The sequence below is a fragment of the Pedobacter polysacchareus genome (genome assembly GCF_019802255.1).
GTDB lineage: Bacteria > Bacteroidota > Bacteroidia > Sphingobacteriales > Sphingobacteriaceae > Pedobacter > Pedobacter polysacchareus.
On sequence record NZ_JAHYSS010000008.1, the window covers coordinates 68,792 to 89,716 of the forward strand.

Sequence of the window (20,925 nt, forward strand, 5' to 3'; positions counted from 1 at the left end):
TTAGATAGACGAAAAATCATTGGTTATATTTTATTATCCTATAAACGAACGTACCATGGAATATGTTAAAAAATTTAGTGAGATAGGCATGAAAGACATTGCTAAGGTGGGCGGAAAGAATGCTTCCTTGGGGGAGATGTTCACTAATTTAACGCCTAAAGGCATTTTAATACCAAAAGGTTTTGCAGTTACTGTGGAGGCTTATCAGTACTTTATTCGATGTAACCAACTGGAGGAAGCACTAGCTCAGCTCATGAAATCATTAGATAAAAGTGAATTCAAGAATTTGGAAGAGATAGGAGCAAAGGCCAGGGCACTGATGATGTCTGGCCGGATGACCAATGAGCTTGGTATGGCTATTCTAGGTGCTTATGATGCCATGTTCGATGAAGGGTCACAAGAAGTCGCTGTCCGCAGCAGTGCTACCGCTGAAGACCTTCCTGAGTCCAGTTTTGCTGGTCTCCATGAGTCCTATTTAAACATTAGGGGGAATTATGCGCTTCTTCATGCCGTTAAACAATGTTTTGCCTCATTGTACACGGACAGGGCGATTAAATACCGTGAGGATAAAGGATTTGAACATAGCAAAGTATTTCTTTCTGTTGGGATACAGGAAATGATCCGTTCAGACATTGGCTGTTCAGGCATTGGCTTTACCCTGGAGCCGGAATCTGGATTCAGGAACATTGTACATATTGCCGGGGTATGGGGACTAGGAGAAAACATTGTTCAGGGAACAGTGACTCCTGATGAGTTTCTGGTTTTTAAACCTAGTCTGGAGAAAGGGTTCCGGGCTGTGATACAAAAGAATTTGGGCAGTAAACATAAAACCATGGCTTACGCCGAATTGGATGACGATGTCAATTCTACGGTAAACAACGATACGCCAGCAGATTTACAAGATAAGTTTGTATTGGAGGATATAGAAATAGAAAAGCTGGCTAAATGGGCGCTGATTATTGAAGAACACTATCAAGTACCGATGGATTTTGAGTGGGCAAAGGATGGGATTGGTCATCAGCTATATATCATACAAGCGCGTCCTGAAACCGTCCATTCGCAGCGAAAAATCTTGCAGTTGAAGTCCTACCATTTGGAGCAAAAGGGTATAGAATTAACAAGAGGCGAAGCGATTGGCAGCAGGATTGTGAGTGGTCCGGCGAGAATTCTAACTTCTCCGAAGGAAGCTGGTAAGCTCAATCAAGGCGATATTTTAATTACAGATACGACAAGTCCAGATTGGGACCCAATATTGAAGAAAGTGGCGGGAATAGTTACGAATCGAGGGGGAAGAACCAGCCATGCTGCAATCATTGCCAGAGAGCTGGGGGCTGCTGCGATTGTGGGGACGACCAATGCAACCACGCAGATCTTAGATGGGGATTTAATTACATTGGACTGTTCTGCAGGTAAGACGGGTTTTGCCTATCAGGGGCAGTTAAGCTGGAAAGAAACTATTGTAAATATTGAAGATGTTGATCTTCCTGCGAGTCCTAAGGCGCAGCTGATCATTGCTGATCCTGAAAAGGCTTTTGAGCTGTCATTTTATCCCAATCATGGTGTTGGTTTACTGAGACTCGAATTTTTGATCAGCAATTGCGTTAAAATTCATCCTATGGCGCTGATTAAGCCGGATCAGGTCAGCGATGAAAAGGAAAGATTAGAAATTGAGGAACTCACAAGGTTATACGCTGACAAGGAAAGCTATTTTATAGATCAGCTTTCAAAGGGGGTTGCGACTATCGCTGCGGCTTTTTACCCGAAAGAAGTTATTGTTCGGATGAGTGATTTTAAATCCAATGAATATGCGGGATTGATCGGCGGACAATCGTTTGAGCCCAAGGAAGAAAATCCTATGCTTGGTTTCCGGGGAGCATCCAGATATCATCATGAGCGTTACCGGGAAGGTTTCCGATTGGAATGTGAGGCGATGAAGCTGGTCAGAAATGAAATTGGTCTGACCAATGTGAAGTTGATGATCCCATTTTGCCGTACTGTTCAGGAGGGGAAGAAAGTAATTGAATTGATGAAAGAATTTGGGCTGAAACAAGGAGACAATGGGCTTGAAATTTTTGTGATGGCAGAAATACCTAGTAACATCATACTGGCGGAAGAATTTGCGGAGGTATTCGACGGTTTCTCTATTGGTTCAAATGACCTTACACAGCTGACTTTAGGCATCGACCGTGATTCGGCACTGGTGGCTGATTTATTTGATGAGGAAAATGCCGCCAGCAAATTTCTGATTGTTCAAATGATCCGGAAAGCTAAATTATTGAATAAGAAAGTCGGACTTTGCGGGCAAGCTCCCAGTGATTCGGAGTCTTTTACCCATTTGTTGGTCGAAAATGGAATCAGTAGCATCGCATTTAATGCGGATGCCTTGATCAAGGGGATTGCGACGATTAATAAAGCGCTAAAACAAGAAGTCAGTTCTTCATTTTAATCATTTTACTCATATTTATCAACACCAGTTGGTTGCCATTTTTCTCAATAAGACCCTCCTCTTTAAAATCGGTCAGGGTTCTGCTTACGGTTTCTATGGCCACTCCAGCCAGTTCAGCCAGTTCTTCTCTGGAGATCTGAATGCTGGAGGGAATAGGTGATTTCTTACTCAGGCGAAGTAAAGCCTGGGCAATGCGTTTGCGGACTGAGAGGTAGGCCAGCTCTAATAGCTGTTCTTCTTTTTCCTGAATTTCATTGGACAATATTTTAATAAACTGATAGCTTACTTCAGGGTATTTGTTAATGAGTTCGATAATAAGTTCCTTAGGCAGGAAGTATAAAGAGGTATCTTCTGTAGCCTCAGCAGATTCTGTGAAAACTTCATCCAGTAAAAGTGCATCTAAACCAATATAATCATTTGCCTTGTATAGGCCAGTAATCAGTTGTCGTCCGTCTAATACTTTTTTTACCGTTTTTAGCTGGCCTTCAGCAATGAGATATAGGCCTTGGGGAAGGTCTCCATCATAATAAAGCACCTGTTTTTTCTTGATGTGACGTATTTTCCGGTTCAGGATTAGCTCCTTAAGCGCTTTCATTCCATTTCCTTCAGTCATATTCAGCAGGTCATGATTTTGAAAGGTATTGGTATAAAAGGTTTTTTGTCGCTGAGATTTGTTGATTCTTGTTTCAATGGCATTTAGCAATTCCATATCACTGAATGGTTTTGTCAGGTAATCATCAGCCCCCATTTCCATTGCTTTTCTATAGTCGATCCTATCCGTTTTAGCCGTTAAAAAAATAAACGGGATTTCAGCGGTATCCTTGTTTTTCTTTAATAAATACAATACCCCATAGCCATCTAGTTCAGGCATCATGATGTCACACATGATCAGATCTGGATGATGTCGTGTGGCCAGCTCCACACCGAATTTTCCATTGTCAGATTGAAATACTTTATAGCCTGAAAGCTCGAGGATTTCACTGCAGCTTTCAAGAATGTCACTATTGTCTTCAATAATTAGTAGAGTTTTCATGTCTAAGAATTAACACAATTATTTAACTGTCTATAAATAGGGTGGTTAGAGATTAAAACTTATTAAGTTAACAGTTAATTTGCTCATTTGTTTTAAAGTCTTCATTAAGCTTTACCCAGAAACTTAATGGTTTTTATCTGCAACTATTATTGTAAATTTAATCGAGTAAAATTGTAATCAATGGAATCAGAAAAAATACAGGGATTGACTTCAGAAGAAGTGATGGCTGCAAGAAATGTGTATGGAAGTAATTCATTTAACCATCAACAGCAGAATGGATTTTTAGATGTTTTGAAAGGCTTGTTGAAAGAACCAATGGTCATTTTACTCTTTGTAGCATCAGCGATTTATTTTGTGAATGGAAGTGTGGGGGATGGTGTTTTCCTGGCCATTGCCATTGTGCTCATATCAGTGATTTCCTTGTATCAGGATTCGAGGAGTAGAAATGCGTTGGCGCAACTTAAAAAGTTAACTGAGCCGGATTGCAAAGTGATCAGAAATGGAGTAACTATTCAGGTTAAATCAGAAGAACTGGTGTTTGGCGATTATATGGTGGTTGAGGAGGGGACGTTTATAGCTGCAGATGGCGAAATTGTACAATCCAATGATTTTTCTGTGAATGAGTCGATACTCACCGGCGAATCGATGTCCGTTTATAAGGATCGGAGCCTGGCTGATCATCAGGTTTATTCGGGTACTACAGTGTCCAGTGGATTAGCGATTGTTAAGGTAACCGCAATTGGAAATGAAACGAAATTGGGTAAAATTGCCGAAAGTCTGGAACAGATTAAAGAAGAGAAAACACCACTGGAAATACAGATCAGTAATTTTGTAAAAAAAATGGTTTTTGCTGGTGCTGTTATTTTTGCAATAGTCTGGGCTATAAATTATTATAATTCCGGAAATGGTTTAGATAGCTTGATGAAGGCCCTTACCATTGCCATGAGTGTTTTACCGGAGGAGATTCCAGTTGCTTTTACCACTTTTATGGCCTTGGGGGCCTGGAGATTAATGAAAATGGGGATTGTGGTGAAGCAAATGAAAACCGTGGAAACATTGGGTAGCGCTACTGTGATCTGTACAGATAAGACTGGAACCATTACAGAAAATAAGATGAGCCTGGCAGGGCTATATACCATTGAAGATGGAAAGATTTCAAAGCTAGAAAATGAACTTAGTCTGGCCGAGAAGATGCTGGTTAGGACGGCGATGTGGGCTAGTGAGCCGATTCCCTTTGATCCTATGGAGATTGCCTTACATGAGGCTTATTCAACAATTACGCCATTGGATGAAAGGCCACAATATAAAATGAGACATGAATACCCCTTAGGTGGAAAGCCGCCGATGATGACACATATTTTTCAAAACCAGCAGGGGGATCGTGTGGTGGCTGCAAAAGGAGCTCCTGAAGCATTGCTGCGTGTTTCTGATTTGGATGAAGATCAAAAAAGGAGTGTTGAAACAGCGGTAAAGGAACTAGCCGATCAAGGTTATCGCATCTTGGGCGTCGGTGAAGCGATATTTACAACCGATAATTTCCCGAAGAAACAACAGGATTTTGACTTTAGCTTTAAAGGACTGGTTGCTTTTTATGATCCGCCTAAGAAAAATATTTCTGCTGTTTTTGAGAGCTTTTATACTGCGGGAATTAAGGTGAAAATTGTAACGGGTGATAATGCGCTGACTACCTGCGCGATTGCCCGTCAGGTTGGTTTTCGGGGTGCTGAAAATAGCATTAGCGGTGATGAACTGATGCGACTGACGGATTCTGAATTGAAACAAAGGGTAACTGACACTTCCATTTTTACAAGGATGTTTCCTGAAGCCAAGCTTAAGATCATTAATGCACTTAAGGGAAACAATGAAATTGTAGCCATGACAGGTGATGGAGTCAATGATGGGCCTGCACTTAAGGCCGCTCATATTGGCATTGCGATGGGAAAAAAGGGGACAGAAATTGCTAAACAGGCAGCCTCACTAGTGCTGGTTGCCGATGATCTGGAAAAAATGGTCATTGCAGTTGGGATGGGCAGACGGATTTATGCAAATCTTAAAAAGGCAATACAGTACATCATCTCTATTCATATCCCTATTATTCTTACGGTGTTTATCCCACTAGCGCTGGGCTGGATTTATCCGAATATCTTTTCCCCCGTACATATCATTTTTCTGGAATTGATTATGGGGCCAACCTGTTCCATTATTTATGAAAATGAACCGATGGAGAAAAACACCATGTTACAAAAGCCCAGACCGTTCACTAGCACCTTTTTTAATGCTAAGGAATTGATGACGAGTGTTGTACAAGGAGTGATGATCACCGTTGGTACCTTGTTGACTTACCAATATGCAGTTTTCCATGATTTAGGTGAAAACACTACAAGGACTATGGTTTTTACGGTTCTGATTTCCGCCAATATATTTTTAACCTTAATCAATCGTTCCTTCTATTACAGTATCCTGGCGACGTTGAAATATAAAAACAATTTGGTTCTAGGAATTATTTTGCTCACTATTGCTATTTGTGGACTGTTAATTTATAATGGATTCTTATCTGCTTTTTTTGAATTCCAATCTCTTTCTATGGCTCAGTTGGGCGTAAGTACAGGCATGGGATTTCTCAGTGTCATTTGGTATGAGCTGATGAAATGGAGAAAGAGAAAAACGGTTTAAGGTACTGCCACAGTCTCGCTCCAGCGGTCCATAATGTTTATGGTATGGCTGGTTATTTCTTCCAGTGCTTCTTTTGTTAAAAATGCCTGGTGCGGACTTATCAGTACATTTGGGTAACTCAATAATTCTGAGAACAATGGGTCTCTGATTTCGTCGACTTCATGATCTTCAAAAAACAAACCTTTCTCATATTCATAAACATCTAAACCTAAGTAGCCAATTTTTTTGCTTTTTAAAGCAGCTAAAGCAGCTGTTGTTTTAATGAGATCACCACGGGCTGTATTGATGATCATCACCCCATCTTTCATTAATCGTAAGGTATCCTCATTAATCATGTGTGTGGTCGCTGGGGTTAGTGGAGTATGTAGCGAAATGACGTCCGACTCCCGTAATAAGGTATCAAGAGCTACTATTTCAACATGCTTTATTTTTTGTGGCTTGATGTCATAACCCAGCACTTTACAACCCAATCCATTGAATATAGCAGCAGTAGCAGTACCAATATGTCCGAGGCCTATGAGTCCAATAGTTTTTCCGAAGAAGTTGAAACCTGTTAGGTGATCCAGACAAAAGTTAAACTCCCGGCATTGCTGATCTGCCTGAATTAAATGGCGGCTTAGCGCTAAGGCGAGTGCTAGCGTGTGTTCAGCAATTGCCTCTGGTGAATAGGCCGGTATATTGGCCACTTGAATTCCAAGTTTCTTTGCTGCTTCGATATCAATGTGGTCAGTCCCCACTGATCGGGTAAGAATGTATTGAATACCAAGGCCTGATAGTTTATGGATAATAGGAGCGGTGACCTCATCATTTGTGAAAACAATTACTGCTTGATTTCCTTTTGCAAAACAGGCAGTTTCCGCTTTTAATGCATCGGAAATTAAGGTGATGTCATGCTTGTTATCATTTGCTTTGATCAGCAGATCTTTCTCAACTGCTTTTGTGCTATAACATATTGCTTTCATTTGATTATAGATTTAAGTTGTGAGTTCTTTACAATTTGATCGTATAAATTCCTTACATCGTTTATATGACAGAGTTCGGTTCCTTGGTTCATTGTCGCTGCAGTTCCACAGGCTACACCATATTTTGCAGATTCAATCAAGCTGTTGTTGTTCGAAAGGCTGAGGGTAATACCCGCCAGCATACTATCCCCGGCACCAACAGTACTTTGGACGGCTACTTTAGGAGCTGTGATCCTGTAAGCCCCATCAACCGTGGTCAGTATCGCTCCTTCAGATCCAAGGGAAGTGACCACGGCTTCGCACTGATATTGGCTGATGATTTCTTTTGACGCTTGTTCGACTTGATCAATGCTGAGCTGCGTTGCACCAACGAGCATTGCTAGTTCTTTCAGATTTGGTTTAATCAGAAAGGTGCCATTTGTGACTGCATATTTTAATGCTGCGCCGGAGGTATCAACGATCAGTCTTGCCTTTTTGAATTGAGCAATTTTGGACAGACTGTCAAAAACATCTAGTGGTATTCCTATCGGAAGACTGCCACTTACCACGATATATTTTACATCTGGAATTTTGGATAAGGCCTTAATGCAATTTTTCCACTCCTTCTCTGCAACAGGATCTCCGGGCATTCCAAAGCGAAACTGCTGATTGCTGGCGATCTCTTTTACGACCAGATTTTCTCTTGTCAGGCCCTCAGTTTTAATAGAAATAATATCAATTTCTTCTTTTAGCAGTAATTCAGTAAATGTCCTTCCGGTATAGCCCCCGGATAAGTAAATTGCTGTGGCATTTCCTCCAAGCCGTTTGATCGCTCTTGCTACATTAATTCCACCCCCACCAGGCTCATAGGTAGGGGCACTGCAGTTTAATTTTTTCTCAGGAATCAGTAGAGGTACGGTTGTACTTTTATCAATAGCCGGGTTAAAAGTTATCGTGACTATAGTTGCCATGTGTTGAAATTTTAGTGCGTTTAAACTCGCTATCCGTAAATATCTTCATTATGCAGTAAAATAACTATGAGGCTATGCATACCATTTCGTGTTTTTGGTCACTACCTAAGGTGCTGAAAGTCATTGTTTTTGTAGAGAAGTAGCATCATCTTTATGCGGTCTAATCAATGGTATTATGAATGAAGTCATTTTACAATCCCTGGGTGCTGCTGAGACAGTAACCGGATCAAAACATTTGTTGAAAACTCCAGAACTCAATATTCTTATTGATTGTGGTTTGTTTCAGGGAATTAAATCGCTGCGGGAACAAAACTGGCAGTCATTGCCTATTCCGGCTGCTGAAATTGATCTGATTATTTTAACACATGCCCATCTGGACCATTGCGGGTATATCCCTTTGTTAGTAAAAATGGGGTTTAAGGGAAAGATTTATATGACTAAACCAACAGCTGAACTTTCGGAGCTCATTTTAATGGACAGTGCAAAACTACAAGAGGAAGATGCTGATCATGCAAATAAACACCGATATACTAAGCATCATCCAGCTAAGCCACTTTATACTACCGAAGACGCCATCGCGTCCTTTAAGCATTTTAAACCCGTTGAATGCGATGCTTTTATCCCGCTTAGTGACCATATCCATTTCCGTTTCAAAACCTGTGGGCATATATTAGGAGCTTGCTCTATTGAATTGACCTGTTTTGAAAAAATAATTATCTTTTCGGGGGATATCGGGAGACCTCACAGCGCAATTTTGCCTGCTCCGGATTATTTTACATCAGCGGATTATGTCATTATGGAATCCACATATGGAGATCGGCTCCATGGCGATCAAAATCCTTACGATGAGCTCGCAGAGCTGATTCATAAAACTATCGCCAGAAAGGGAAATGTACTTATTCCCAGTTTTGCAGTAGGGCGTGCGCAGGAATTGATTTATATGTTAAATCAATTAAAAAGACAAAGGAAGATACCTTTAGACCTTCCCATTATTTTGGATAGTCCAATGGCTGCTGCTGCGACCCTTATTTCCCTGCATTATGCGGATGATTTCCTGAGCATCAGCAAGGAGGAGTTTCTGGAATTGAATAACCAGATTACGATTAACCAGGATTACATCAACACGATGGGTTACATTAAAGATAAGCGAAGTAAAATTATTATTGCAGCCAGTGGGATGCTGACAGGTGGAAGAGTGCTGGAATATTTAAAGCATTATGTTGGGGATAGCCGAAATACAGTGCTGATTATTGGCTTTCAGGCAGAGGGTACCAGAGGCCGTGCCTTGCTCAACAAAACACATGAAGTGAAAATTCATGGTAAGTATTATGTAGTTGAGGCTGGGGTTATAGAAATTGAGGGGTTATCTGCTCATGCTGACCAGAGGGAACTGATGAACTGGATCAGGAAATTTGAAAAGCCTCCAAAACAAATATTGCTGGTTCATGGAGAACCCTGCGCACAGGAAGCATTGCGTGTTAAAATCCAAACAGAATTAAACCTTCCTGTGAAGATCATGAAACAGCATCAGGATACGCTACTTTTTACGGTATAAAGCAAGGTCATTCTAAATTGTACTGCCCATCAAAGGGATGGAAGGGAATCCTAATTTTAGGCAATATCAATTTTTTGTTCCAGGTACACATCCTGTACCGCATGAAGTAGTGCTACACCTTCATGAAATGGTTTTTGAAACGATTTTCTTCCAGTGATGAGGCCCATTCCACCTGCGCGTTTATTGATAACGGCGGTTCTAAGGGCTTCTTTTAGATCATCTTTGCCTGTAGAGGCGCCACCTGAATTGATCAGTCCAGCTCTACCCATAAAGCAGTTCATCACTTGGTACCGGCACAGATCTATCGGGTGTACTGTGGTCAGCTGAGTATACATTTCTTCTGTGTATTTTCCATATTTCGTTCCATATCGGCATAGCGCTTTGTAACCGCCATTGAGCTCGGGTAATTTCTGTTTGATCAGGTCTGCCTGTATGGTTACACCCAGATAATTTGCCTGACCGGTTAGGTCTGCAGCGGTATGGTAATCAATGTCATCCTGAACAAAATGATCGTTTCGGAGGTAACACCACAATACGGTGGCCATGCCAAGTTGATGTGCCTGTTCAAAAGCCTGGGAAACGGCTATAAGCTGTTCATTTGATGCTGAAGATCCAAAATATATGGTTGCTCCAACTGCAGCAGCACCTGAATTCCATGCATTTTTTACAGAAGTAAACATCACTTGATCGTACTTGTTTGGATAGGTCAACAGCTCATTATGGTTAAGTTTTATAATGAAGGGGATTTTGTGCGCGTATTTTCTTGCCACCGCGGCCAGTCCCCCAATAGTGCTGGCAACCGCATTGCAGCCGCCTTCAATGGCCAGACGAACAATGTTTTCAGGATCAAAATAAATAGGATTTGAGCTGAACGATGCACCGGCACTATGTTCAACTCCCTGATCAACGGGTAAAATAGAAAGATAGCCTGTTCCGGAAAGTCTTCCGGAATTGTAAATGCTATTCAGACTCCGCAATGTTTGGATATTCCTGGTAGAGTTGATATAAATCCGATCTATAAAGTCAGCACCAGGTAAATGAAGGTTTGCTTTTGTTATCGTTTCGCATCGGTGTGAAAAAAGATTTTCGTTTTCCCCAATCAGCGCTGTTATTTGATGGTAGTTCATGATCAATGGATTCGTACTCAAATCTCTATGATAGATTACAAATAAAAAATGATGGTGATCATTGAACCTGGTGATTCAAGACATTCGGGCTTTATTTTTCAGCAATTCATTCGCATTATGATACTCATCGTTTAAACCTTTGTAGTTTGCTTTTCATAGTGTTGATTGTCATTTGTTTGGGTGATGTTTATCATGCGCTTTTCAGTTTGTTTTTCGAATCTTTGTTGGGTACGGCACAAACAAATCATTAATTATATTTGGGAAGGCTGATCCTAAAGAAATAAACCTTATGGTACAGACAAATGGTAGTATTCTTGCCCTTAATATGGGGACCTCCAGTTTCAAATTTAAGCTATTTGATGCCCTAACCAAGAAAATGCAGTGTTCTGGAATGGCTAAATTTTCTGGAGGGAAATTTTTATCATGGTCTGTCAAAGACTTTGCAGGTGAAACCATAGACCATTGGGTTTTAAATCAACAGGATAGAGAAGGTGTTGTTGCCGAATTTATTAAATGGCTTAAGTTTCACGAACTTGAGTTTCCCTTAGTAGGGATTGGCCATCGGGTTACTCAGGGTGGTCCGATACATTTTAAACCCACGTTGATCACTGAAGAGTTACTTTCTGATTTGCAGAAATATAGCTATTTAGCTCCAAATCATTTGCCAGAAGAGATTGAACTCATTAACGAATTTGACGCCGCTTTTGTGGGCGTAAAACAGGTCGCTTGTTTTGATACTTATTTTCATCAGGATATGCCCCCAAACGCCAGATATTATCCGCTAGATGAAAAATATAAGGAATTAGGATTGATCCGATATGGGTTTCATGGTCTTTCTTATGAATTTATTATGGAAAAATTAATAGAGCAAATTCTCCATCCGGCGCGGGAAAAGATCATCATTGCCCATTTAGATATTGAAGCAAGTATGGTGGCTGTAAAAAAAGGGATCAGCATAGATACTACTATGATTTTGAGTCCGGCAGGAGGATTGGTAATGAGTACTAGTTCTGGTGATCTTGACCCTGGTGTTATTTTAGCATTAATGAAAGTGTACGGTTTCGATTTAAGTCAATTAGACGAGTTGCTCAGTAAGTCTGATGTTATGCTACCAATAAGGGAAATAGGGGATGTACAGGAGTTGCTGGCTCAGGAAAAAAGCAATCCGAAAACTAAAGAAGCGCTTAACTTATTCTGTTATCAGGCAAAGAAGGCTATTGGTGCACTGGCTGCGGCTATGGGCGGGTTGGATACCCTTGTTTTTACTGGCAGTATAGGATCATATTCTTCTGAAATCAGGGCACGAATTTGCCAAGATTTGAATTTTTTGGGAATTATTCTTGATCAGAAAGTCAATTCAGATCATGCGGAAATTATCTCTGCAGAAAAAAGTTGGGTAACTGTATGCGTATTTGAAAGTGATGAAGAACAAATTATTGCTCAGCATACCCATAACCTTTTAAATCTTGGTATTTAACCAGAGGGCTATCTTAACGCAGGGGGAAATGCAGAAAATGCAGAGCTGATCATCTGACCGGCTGATAGATTCTATGGTTTCCCATCTTAGAGAATACAATCTGCCAGAGTTGATTCTTTTTTGCCTGAAAAGATGCAGTGCTGCAGCACAGGTAATAATTCCACATCCGATAAAAGGTATTCCCATATTTGGCGCTCAGGCTTGGCCATGCCTGCTTGAATCGCTTCCGCCACTCCCTCAATGTTTGTTCATAATCGTTTCCGAAACTATGCCAGTCTTCCATCACAAAATGACCTTCTGCTGCTTTGGTGATCTGTTGCATAGAAGGCATCATACCGTTCGGAAAGATATACCTGTCGATCCAGGGATCAGTATGTTTCATAGAGGTATTGGATCCAATTCCATGCAGCAGGAAAATACCGTCGTTTTTCAATACCCGGTCAACCGTCTGCATATAAAGGGAATAATTCTTATAGCCGACATGCTCTACCATGCCTACAGATACCACCCGGTCATACCGACCTGTTAAATCACGATAATCTTGTAGCTCAATTGTCACGGGTAAATGAGCATAACGTTTTCTGGCCAGTTTTGCCTGTTCTTCTGATAAAGTTATACCCAGTACTTCCACGCCATATTTTTCGGCAGCATAGCCCGCCAGGCCCCCCCAGCCACAGCCAATGTCCAGCAATCGTTGACCGGCTTCCAAATGCAGTTTTCTGCAGATCAGGTCCAGCTTCTTCTCCTGTGCCTCTTCCAGTGTTTTGGCACCCTGCCAGTAGGCGCAGGAGTAGATCATCCGGTCGTCTAGCATCGCCTCAAATAGGTCGTTACCCAGGTCGTAATGCCTATGAATATCCCGGCTCACCTGTTGAACGGATTGTCTATTGAAAAGATAGGCCTTGATGCGGTATAAAACCATTTTTAAATTGTACTTGGCCTGATTTTCCAGGTCGGCTGTGAGTAGCTTATATAATGTTATGTCTGGAGACACTGAATCCCAAAATCCAGCCATATAAGTTTCACCCAGACCGAGGGAGCCCTGCCTGAACACGGAGGGATAGAATCGGGGATCACTTACCACGATATCCCAGGAATTCACTCCATTGACTTGGATGCCCGCTTTGCTCAATAAATCACAAACCACTTCCTGTTCATAATTAGAGGAAAACGAACCAGATGTTGAAAATAACTGTTTATCGCTGCTCATTTTATTGCTGCTTTGGAGGTCAAATAACGTGAAAATTTGAGCATAGGAGAATGACAGTTGTCATCGGTAGCATTGATTGCCATCATAGGTTTCTTAGCTAACAATCTGTTATTTTGAAAACAGTAAATTAATTCAAACGCCATGAAACAAGTAATCACCAATGACGTGTCAGTAAATCCAATAATGCATGTGATTTATGAACGAAGATCGGTAAGGAAGTATCTTCCTGATATGGTAGACGATGATATTATTGAAAAAATAATAGATGCAGGTCGGATGGCTCCATCGGCCATGAACGGGCAACCATGGAAATTCTATATTGTAACACATAAAGATACGATCGCTTCTTTTTCTAAAGAAATAGCAAAAATTGCCTCTAAGGTGATCCTGAAAACTGCGATAAAACATCCGATTGAAACCATCAAAACGCTTTTGCATTTTTCATCCAGCCCGCTTGATATGAACAGCGAGCACGCCATATTTCATGATGCTCCCATTGTTGTCTTTATCACTGGCCCCAGAAATAGTGAATGGGCTAGACTAGATATCGGCATGTGTGCACAAAACATGATGCTGGCAGCTAAATCACTTGGCTTAGATAGTTGTCCGGTTGGGTTGGCAAAATACATCGAAAAAACCCCTGTTTTTTATAAATTGGAGGTTCCTACTGCCGAAGAGGTTCATTTAGCGATTATAATTGGGTATGGGAATGAAAAACCTAAACCACAATCCCGGATAAAAAATAATACACTTTTTGTTGACCGGATGGAGTGCTGCTAGATATCAGTCCTTAAATCATCATTGTGATGAGCATCAAGAAACTTGATGATAGCCGTCATCTAAAAAACTTAAATAACACAGAAATTTAAGTAAAAATAAAATCTTTATTAAAAAACAGTTATATAAATATATTGATGTGCGTCATAAATAGATATGGTGATGACAAGTAACGAGGAATTCCTTAGTGAAACAGGAGGTATTTCAAGATTTGCATTCAGACTCTTTACAACGAGGTTATTTCCTGGCTTCGAAATTAAGGAATTTTTGCTGCAGTGCTTTTTTATTGGATATAAATCTCTTCCCCTAGTTGGTTTAACTGGTTTCATCATGGGGCTGGTGCTTACTATGCAATTGAGACCTTCATTAATTGTTTATGGAGTTGAAGCTCAGTTGCCGGTAATGGTTGGAATCGCAATCATTCGGGAGATTGGCCCGGTGATTACCGCATTAATTTTTGCTGGAAAGATTGGAAGCAGCATAGGTGCAGAGCTGGGATCAATGAAGGTTACAGAGCAGATAGATGCTATGGAAGTAAGTGGAATCAATCCTTTTAAATATTTGGTGGTTACGCGGGTACTTTCTTCCACACTGATGCTGCCTGTACTGACTGTAATCGGTGATGCTATAGCACTAATAGGTTCTTATATCGGCGTAAATATTAATGGAGTTACAAGTTTTAGCCTCTTTTTTTCACAGGTTATTGACGGACTAGATTTTAGTGATTTAGTTCCGGCACTCATTAAAACTTTTTTTTTCGGATTTGCAGTTGGCATTGTTGGATGCTATAAAGGTTACCATTCTAATAAAGGAACCAGGGGAGTGGGAAATGCAGCCAATTCTGCTGTAGTATTGTCTTCGGTGTTAATTTTTATTATAGATCTTTTAACGGTACAGATTACAGATTTGATTAGTTAAACTCATATGATGGACTCAAATACAGATAGCGATATAAAAGTAAGGCAGCCAGTAATTGTTGTAAGACATTTGTATAAGAAATTTGGTGAGCATATTGTCCTTAATGATTTCAGCCTTGATGTAGCTAAAGGTGAAAATATGGTTGTTCTAGGTAAATCAGGTTCAGGAAAATCAGTCCTTGTAAAGTGTATTGTTGGTCTGATAAAGCCTGATAGCGGGAGTGTTACTGTATTAGGGGAAAATATTGAAGAACTAAAAGAATCTGAATTGGACAAATTAAGGATAAAATTGGGGTTTCTTTTTCAGAGTAATGCATTGTTCGATAGTATGTCTATACGTGATAATCTGGAGTTTACTGTACTGAGACACTGCAAGGGGATAAGTCAGCTTTTGTTGGATGAAATGGTAGCAGAAGTGCTTCATAATGTTGGCTTGGCAGACACTGCTGAAATGATGCCCGTAGAGCTCTCTGGTGGAATGGCCAAGCGTATTGCTTTGGCGAGGGCGCTGATTTTGAAACCAGAGATTATTTTTTATGACGAACCCACCGCAGGATTGGATCCTGTAACCGCAAGGGAAATAGATGATTTGATTTTAAAGATGCAAAAGAAGTATCACACCTCATCAGTTATTATATCGCACGATATGAACTGTGTAAAGTATACAGCCGATCGGATCGCTTTATTGTTAGATGGAAAATGTTATGTTCAGGGGAGTTATTTTGAGCTAAGTGAGTCAAAAGACGAAAAAATAAGCCAATTTTTCAAAGATCAGATATGAAAAACCAGACCGGAAATAATATAAGATTGGGTGCTTTTGTCTTAGCTGCACTTATCCTGACCATTATTGGATTTTATATGATTGGTAAAAACAGAAGTCTTTTTGGGGCAAGTTTTGTACTCAAAGCACGTTTCTCCAATTTAAATGGCTTGACCAAAGGAAATAATGTATGGTATGCAGGTATTCAGGCCGGAACTGTGAAAGGCTTCAAGATTTTAAATGATAGTACTATTGAAGTCTCAATGCTGATTGATCAGGATCTAAAACCATATATTCGTAAAAATGCGATAGTATCGATTGGTACTGAGGGATTGATGGGGAATAAAATAATGCAGATCATGCCCGGTAGTGGAAATTTACAAACAGTAGCAGATGGTGATTTCATAAGTGCAAAAAAGGGAGTTGTAATAGACGAAATGTTTCAAACACTGTCGGTCACCAATGCGAATATATTACAGATTTCGGAAGGACTAAAATCATCAGTTTTGCGACTTAATGAAAGCAAAATTTGGGAGGTGTTAACTGATAGAGAAATCTCAGTAAAATTAAAATCAACTTTATCAAATCTCAATCAGGCCAGTATCAAAGTTAATGAGGTTGCAGGCAGTGTTAATGATATGGTTACCCTAGCTAGACAAGGAAAGGGGACCGCAGGTATGCTTTTAATGGATACGACTTTTGCATCCGGTTTGAATAATGTGTTAAGGAAACTTAAAGCGGTCAGCGATAATGCTGAGGAACTAACCAGTCAGCTAAATCGTTCCGGACTGGTTAATGGATTACTTAAGGATACTGTAATGCTTAAAAAACTGGATGCCAGTTTAACTAATATCGAAGAAGGTACTGCGGGATTTAACCAAAATATGGAGGCTTTAAAGCATAATTTTTTATTTAGAGGGTACTTTAAAAAACAGGAAAAATTAAAGCAAAAGCAATTGATGAACCCCATGTAAGAATTAAATATTTTAACGGTTATTTGTTCTATTTAATTATGATGTCCATTTAGTGTTTCCTATTAGATGTTGGCATTAATCGGTTTATGATTAAATAGTTATTTCTTTGTGAGTGTTTAGTTTATGTTTTTTTATTAATTTTTAATCATCTAATTTTTAGCTATTGAAACGGATCATCAATAAAGTAAAGGATTATTGGCATTCAGATACCAGTTTTATCACCTTGTTGGTAATGCTTTTTTGTATGGTATTTATTATGCCAATTTTATTGGATAGTGGTATAGTAGATATTTTATTTTTAAATATTTTATTCTTGACGCTCTATTTTATAGGAATTTTTTCAAGCGAGGACAACTGGATTATTTATTTATCGTCATTTCTGTTCTTAGCGCATTTGATTTTGCTAACGATTAGATTTAATGACACGCCTAATGAATACTATTTGATAGAGCGTTTAGTTGGGGTTGTTAATATGAGCTTATTTATTTTTATTAATATAAGATTGTTATTTCGGAATTCAGAACTTAATGTATTCAGAGTTATAGGAGCAGTAAATGTCTATCTCTTATTTGCTTTAATGGGTGCTTTTGCTTTTGAGATTCTAAAAATTCAAACCGGTAAATCAATAGCCGGTAATATTAGCTTGCGAAATGACGATACTGATTATGCAACTTATGTTTATTATAGCCTGGTATCATTAACCACTGTCGGTTATGGCGATATTTATCCCGATGGAATGGCCTCTCGCATGCTTTCAGTTTTACTTTCTGCAATTGGTATCTTATATCCTGCTGTAGTTATTGCGAGGCTGGTTACAAATAACAAACTAAGTGATAAATAGATTTATTCAAGACTAATAAACGGTTAACTAAAAAACTAATGGCTGAATCCCTCTATTTAAATCTTTCCTTTGCATTTCTATCAATGGTCAAATCACAACTAAATAAGGTGCACAAGTTCATTTCAAATTTACTAAGCAACAAAAAATTAGCGGGGCTTTTGCAATTGAGATAAGTAAAATGTCACTTCTTCATCACTGATCTGATTGAAGTCTTCGTAGAAGGCGCCTACGCCATAAAATGCCTCTGGGGTCAATAAGACTACGACTTCATTTACCTCTTTAGATAGCTTTTCGACAGCCTCTTTCGATGATACTGGGACGCCTATAATAATTTTTCCAGGTTGCCCCTTACGAATCAGTTTTAATGTTCCTAGCATGGTATTGCCAGTTGCCATTCCATCATCAATAATAATAACTGTTTTTCCTGCTATATTTTCAGGCGCTTTATTTCCCATAAATTTTTTATACATTTCCTTAAGCCGTGTTCTGATCACCAACAGTTCTTGTTGAATGTAATCCTCGGAAACATCTCCAGGATGTATAATAAAATAGTCTGAAAGGTTCGCCGCACCAATGGCATATTCTTTATTCGTAGGGTGTCCAATTTTTTTTGCCAGGATAAGTTCTAAGGGATAACCTAGTTCTTTGGCGACAAAATAGGCTAGGGGAACACCACCCCTAGGTACAGCCAGGACAATACCTGGATCGTTTCTGTATTTTTTGAGCCTTTCGGCCAATAGCTGGCCAGCTTCTGTTCTATCTTTAAACATGGTGCATGTGATTTTGTAAAAGTCCACTTGCATTGATCAATCCAAATTACTATTTACGAATAGGTTTTATGGTGTCGACGGTCATTTGAAGGAGTGATCTTGAACATGACATGGATGATCAACAAAAAAAACAAATGTAGGAGGGGTATTTGGAGGTGGCGACTTGAAAAGCCAAGGAGCCCCATAAAAGAAAAACACCGTTAATCAGATGATTAACGGTGTTTTTGTGATCCCGCTGGGATTCGAACCCAGGACCACTACATTAAAAGTGTAATGCTCTACCAGCTGAGCTACGGAATCAATTATGTTCCCTTGTTTCGGGAGTGCAAAGATAGAAAATTTTCATTAATCAGTATATCGTACACTTAAAAAAGTGCACAAAAATTAAAGAAATTTCGTAATGCGCTGAGGTACAGCTGAAATATTTTTACAACAAATGACCAATTGTTTCTAATAGGAGCGGAATACAGCTCCTATAAACTTGAATCGTTGTTTATACACCCCGACAAAATCATAAGTAAAAAAACAATAATTACATTCCAGCCTTATCCAACCTGTCTAAACATACCTCTTAGAAAATAATTGACCGAAAATTAGCTAATACAGCAAACAAATTACCACTCTTCTTCATTATCCTCTTAACCAATGTTAAATTTATACGTATCCAGTGCCGATCAAGAATGTAAAGCCCAGGTAAATTTTCCCGCATTTTGTTCAATTACACATGAATTAACGCATTTTGCCCGAAAATAACGTAATAATAATTTGGAAATGAAACGATAAAAAGACAAATTTGTGAAAGAAAACGAAACTAATTGAAAGTTTCATTTTGTTAAAAGCGCTACTATGGACAGAACTAAATTGATACAGAATCTAGCAACCGGCGAAAAATGGGACGTGGTCATCATTGGCGGGGGGGCTACAGGTTTGGGAATCGCAATGGACGCGGCTACACGTGGGTATAAAACGCTGTTAGTGGAACAGGCAGATTTTGCCAAAGGAACCTCTAGTAAGGCAACCAAATTAGTGCATGGCGGTGTTCGCTATATGGCTCAAGGTGATCTCGGCCTGGTGCGTGAAGCTTGTCATGAAAGAGGATTGCTATTGAAAAATGCCCCTCATCTGACTAAAAATGAATCATTCGTCATTCCAAATTATACCTGGTTCGACAATATCAAATATACCATAGGATTGAAGTTTTACGACCTGCTAGCAGGTAAGCTCAGCCTGGGTGCCTCAAAATATATCAATAAAGAAAAGACCATTGCCGCATTACCTTCTATTAAAAGAGAAGGATTAAAAGGTGGAGTGGTTTACCATGACGGTCAGTTTGATGATACCCGACTTGCCTTAAACATCGCCCAGACTGCGATAGAAAATGGCGCAACGGTACTCAACTACATGAAGGTAGAAGGTCTACTGAAAGACAGTAGTAAGAAAGTAAACGGCGTAAAAGTGAAAGATATTGAAACCGGAAACACTTATGATGTCCTTGGAAAAGTGGTCATCAATGCCACCGGTGTTTATGTAGATAATATTCTTCAAATGGACAGACCGGAAGCACCGCATCTGGTACGCCCAAGTCAGGGGGTACACATTACGCTTGATCGTTCTTTTATGGAAGGAGACAATGCGCTGATGATTCCTGAAACTGACGATGGAAGGGTGCTATTTGCCGTACCATGGCATGATAAACTGATTGTAGGAACTACTGATACACTAAGAGATCATCCGGAGCTAGAACCTCAGGCCTTAGATCAGGAAATCGAATTTATCCTTTCTACAGCAGCAAAATACTTTAGGAAAAAACCAACACGTGCAGATGTACTTGCTGTTTTTGCAGGATTACGCCCATTGGCAGCCCCAAAACAGGAGGGCTCAAAAACGAAAGAAATTTCCAGAAGTCATAAAATCATCGTTTCAGATTCTGCAATGATCACCATCACCGGTGGTAAATGGACTACCTTTAGAAGGATGGCTCAGGATACGGTAGATAAAGCGATTGAAAAAGGATACCTGCCTGCAAAACCTTGTAAAACAGAGCAGCTTCACATTCATGGGTATGTGGCTTCTCCCGATAAATCAGATCCACTTCATTTTTATGGAACTGATCTTGCAGGGATACAAAAGCTGATCCAGGAAAACCCTGCACTTGGGGAAAGACTGGTGCCAGCCTATCCATATACGAAAGCAATGGTGGTATGGGCCGTTAGAAATGAATATGCGCGAAGGGTAGAAGATGTGGTGGGACGTCGTTTCAGACTGTTGTTCCTGGATGTTAAAGCAGCCATTGCAGCAGCACCGGAAGTGGCCAGAATCATTGCTGAAGAGCTGAACCGCGATCAGGCATGGGTAGAGAAAGAAGTGGAGGACTTTAAGCACCTCGCCAAAACCTACACCATATTTTAAATCAATACCAGAGATAATTTTAAACTTATTAATTCCAATAACAC

General features: G+C 39.9%; 16 protein-coding genes and 1 tRNA gene. 10 read left to right on the forward strand and 7 right to left on the reverse strand.

Annotated elements, in window-relative coordinates; all coding sequences use genetic code 11:
• Positions 1-55 precede the first annotated feature (55 nt).
• Positions 56-2,446, forward strand: coding sequence for a phosphoenolpyruvate synthase (gene ppsA, locus K7X70_RS22375; protein ID WP_222539135.1), 2,391 nt, complete (start codon positions 56-58; stop codon positions 2,444-2,446).
• Here the strand turns inward: ppsA and K7X70_RS22380 are convergent.
• On the reverse strand, positions 2,430-3,479 hold the full coding sequence (locus tag K7X70_RS22380; RefSeq protein ID WP_222539136.1) for a response regulator: 1,050 nt from the start codon (positions 3,477-3,479) through the stop codon (positions 2,430-2,432). The genes ppsA and K7X70_RS22380 overlap by 17 nt on opposite strands.
• Positions 3,480-3,659: 180 nt before the next feature.
• Between K7X70_RS22380 and K7X70_RS22385 the strand changes: the two genes are divergently transcribed.
• Positions 3,660-6,152, forward strand: a complete 2,493-nt coding sequence (locus K7X70_RS22385) for a cation-translocating P-type ATPase (protein WP_222539137.1) — start codon at positions 3,660-3,662, stop codon at positions 6,150-6,152.
• Here the strand turns inward: K7X70_RS22385 and K7X70_RS22390 are convergent.
• Both K7X70_RS22390 and K7X70_RS22395 read right to left on the reverse strand, forming a co-directional pair.
• Entirely contained in the window at positions 6,149-7,114 is a 966-nt protein-coding gene (locus K7X70_RS22390) for a 2-hydroxyacid dehydrogenase (RefSeq protein WP_222539138.1), read from the reverse strand. The genes K7X70_RS22385 and K7X70_RS22390 overlap by 4 nt on opposite strands.
• Positions 7,111-8,064, reverse strand: coding sequence for a 1-phosphofructokinase family hexose kinase (locus K7X70_RS22395; protein ID WP_222539139.1), 954 nt, complete (start codon positions 8,062-8,064; stop codon positions 7,111-7,113). Before K7X70_RS22395 ends, K7X70_RS22390 begins: the two co-directional genes overlap by 4 nt.
• Positions 8,065-8,239: 175 nt before the next feature.
• On the opposite strand from K7X70_RS22395, the gene K7X70_RS22400 reads away from it, so the two are divergent.
• Positions 8,240-9,619 (forward strand): MBL fold metallo-hydrolase RNA specificity domain-containing protein, encoded by a 1,380-nt coding sequence (locus K7X70_RS22400; RefSeq protein WP_222539140.1) that lies wholly within the window; start codon positions 8,240-8,242, stop codon positions 9,617-9,619.
• A gap of 56 nt (positions 9,620-9,675) precedes the next feature.
• Here the strand turns inward: K7X70_RS22400 and K7X70_RS22405 are convergent, their stop codons facing one another.
• Positions 9,676-10,767 carry a class I fructose-bisphosphate aldolase gene (locus K7X70_RS22405; protein WP_255607571.1) on the reverse strand — a complete coding sequence of 364 codons (1,092 nt, stop codon included), beginning with the start codon at positions 10,765-10,767 and terminating at the stop codon, positions 9,676-9,678.
• A gap of 268 nt (positions 10,768-11,035) precedes the next feature.
• Here K7X70_RS22405 and K7X70_RS22410 point away from each other — a divergent pair, with 268 nt between their 5' ends.
• The gene (locus K7X70_RS22410) at positions 11,036-12,223 is read left to right on the forward strand and encodes an acetate/propionate family kinase (RefSeq protein ID WP_222539141.1); all 1,188 of its coding nucleotides are present in this window, start codon (positions 11,036-11,038) and stop codon (positions 12,221-12,223) included.
• A 49-nt stretch (positions 12,224-12,272) separates the two neighbouring features.
• Here K7X70_RS22410 and cfa read toward each other — a convergent pair whose 3' ends face one another.
• Entirely contained in the window at positions 12,273-13,433 is a 1,161-nt protein-coding gene (cfa, locus tag K7X70_RS22415) for a cyclopropane fatty acyl phospholipid synthase (RefSeq protein ID WP_222539142.1), read from the reverse strand.
• A 141-nt stretch (positions 13,434-13,574) separates the two neighbouring features.
• Between cfa and K7X70_RS22420 the strand changes: the two genes are divergently transcribed.
• The 5 genes from K7X70_RS22420 to K7X70_RS22440 all read left to right on the forward strand — a co-directional run bounded on the left by K7X70_RS22420 (position 13,575) and on the right by K7X70_RS22440 (position 17,702).
• Entirely contained in the window at positions 13,575-14,213 is a 639-nt protein-coding gene (locus tag K7X70_RS22420; protein WP_222539143.1) for a nitroreductase, read from the forward strand.
• A gap of 159 nt (positions 14,214-14,372) precedes the next feature.
• Positions 14,373-15,128 (forward strand): MlaE family ABC transporter permease, encoded by a 756-nt coding sequence (locus K7X70_RS22425; RefSeq protein WP_255607572.1) that lies wholly within the window; start codon positions 14,373-14,375, stop codon positions 15,126-15,128.
• Between the two features lie 9 nt (positions 15,129-15,137).
• A complete protein-coding gene (locus tag K7X70_RS22430; RefSeq protein ID WP_222539145.1) occupies positions 15,138-15,908 on the forward strand; it encodes an ABC transporter ATP-binding protein in 771 nt (256 codons plus the stop codon).
• Positions 15,905-16,861, forward strand: coding sequence for an MlaD family protein (locus K7X70_RS22435; protein ID WP_222539146.1), 957 nt, complete (start codon positions 15,905-15,907; stop codon positions 16,859-16,861). Before K7X70_RS22430 ends, K7X70_RS22435 begins: the two co-directional genes overlap by 4 nt.
• A 163-nt stretch (positions 16,862-17,024) precedes the next feature.
• Entirely contained in the window at positions 17,025-17,702 is a 678-nt protein-coding gene (locus tag K7X70_RS22440; RefSeq protein WP_222539147.1) for a potassium channel family protein, read from the forward strand.
• Positions 17,703-17,848: 146 nt separating this feature from the next.
• Here the strand turns inward: K7X70_RS22440 and K7X70_RS22445 are convergent, their stop codons facing one another.
• The gene (locus K7X70_RS22445) at positions 17,849-18,472 is read right to left on the reverse strand and encodes a phosphoribosyltransferase (RefSeq protein WP_222539148.1); all 624 of its coding nucleotides are present in this window, start codon (positions 18,470-18,472) and stop codon (positions 17,849-17,851) included.
• Positions 18,473-18,699: 227 nt separating this feature from the next.
• Positions 18,700-18,772, reverse strand: a tRNA-Lys gene (locus tag K7X70_RS22450).
• 546 nt (positions 18,773-19,318) lie between these two features.
• Here K7X70_RS22450 and K7X70_RS22455 point away from each other — a divergent pair.
• A complete protein-coding gene (locus K7X70_RS22455; protein ID WP_222539149.1) occupies positions 19,319-20,881 on the forward strand; it encodes a glycerol-3-phosphate dehydrogenase/oxidase in 1,563 nt (520 codons plus the stop codon).
• Positions 20,882-20,925 lie beyond the last annotated feature (44 nt).

Excerpts from the sequence above, each read along its gene's own strand:
- K7X70_RS22385 (WP_222539137.1), top strand. The coding sequence starts at position 3,660 with ATGGAATCAGAAAAAATACAGGGATTGACTTCAGAAGAAGTGATGGCT.
- cfa (WP_222539142.1), bottom strand. The coding sequence starts at position 13,433 with ATGAGCAGCGATAAACAGTTATTTTCAACATCTGGTTCGTTTTCCTCT.
- K7X70_RS22390 (WP_222539138.1), bottom strand. The coding sequence starts at position 7,114 with ATGAAAGCAATATGTTATAGCACAAAAGCAGTTGAGAAAGATCTGCTG.
- K7X70_RS22445 (WP_222539148.1), bottom strand. The coding sequence starts at position 18,472 with ATGTTTAAAGATAGAACAGAAGCTGGCCAGCTATTGGCCGAAAGGCTC.
- K7X70_RS22455 (WP_222539149.1), top strand. The coding sequence starts at position 19,319 with ATGGACAGAACTAAATTGATACAGAATCTAGCAACCGGCGAAAAATGG.
- K7X70_RS22435 (WP_222539146.1), top strand. The coding sequence starts at position 15,905 with ATGAAAAACCAGACCGGAAATAATATAAGATTGGGTGCTTTTGTCTTA.
- K7X70_RS22395 (WP_222539139.1), bottom strand. The coding sequence starts at position 8,064 with ATGGCAACTATAGTCACGATAACTTTTAACCCGGCTATTGATAAAAGT.
- ppsA (WP_222539135.1), top strand. The coding sequence starts at position 56 with ATGGAATATGTTAAAAAATTTAGTGAGATAGGCATGAAAGACATTGCT.
- K7X70_RS22430 (WP_222539145.1), top strand. The coding sequence starts at position 15,138 with ATGGACTCAAATACAGATAGCGATATAAAAGTAAGGCAGCCAGTAATT.
- K7X70_RS22400 (WP_222539140.1), top strand. The coding sequence starts at position 8,240 with ATGAATGAAGTCATTTTACAATCCCTGGGTGCTGCTGAGACAGTAACC.
- K7X70_RS22420 (WP_222539143.1), top strand. The coding sequence starts at position 13,575 with ATGAAACAAGTAATCACCAATGACGTGTCAGTAAATCCAATAATGCAT.
- K7X70_RS22425 (WP_255607572.1), top strand. The coding sequence starts at position 14,373 with ATGACAAGTAACGAGGAATTCCTTAGTGAAACAGGAGGTATTTCAAGA.
- K7X70_RS22380 (WP_222539136.1), bottom strand. The coding sequence starts at position 3,479 with ATGAAAACTCTACTAATTATTGAAGACAATAGTGACATTCTTGAAAGC.
- K7X70_RS22410 (WP_222539141.1), top strand. The coding sequence starts at position 11,036 with ATGGTACAGACAAATGGTAGTATTCTTGCCCTTAATATGGGGACCTCC.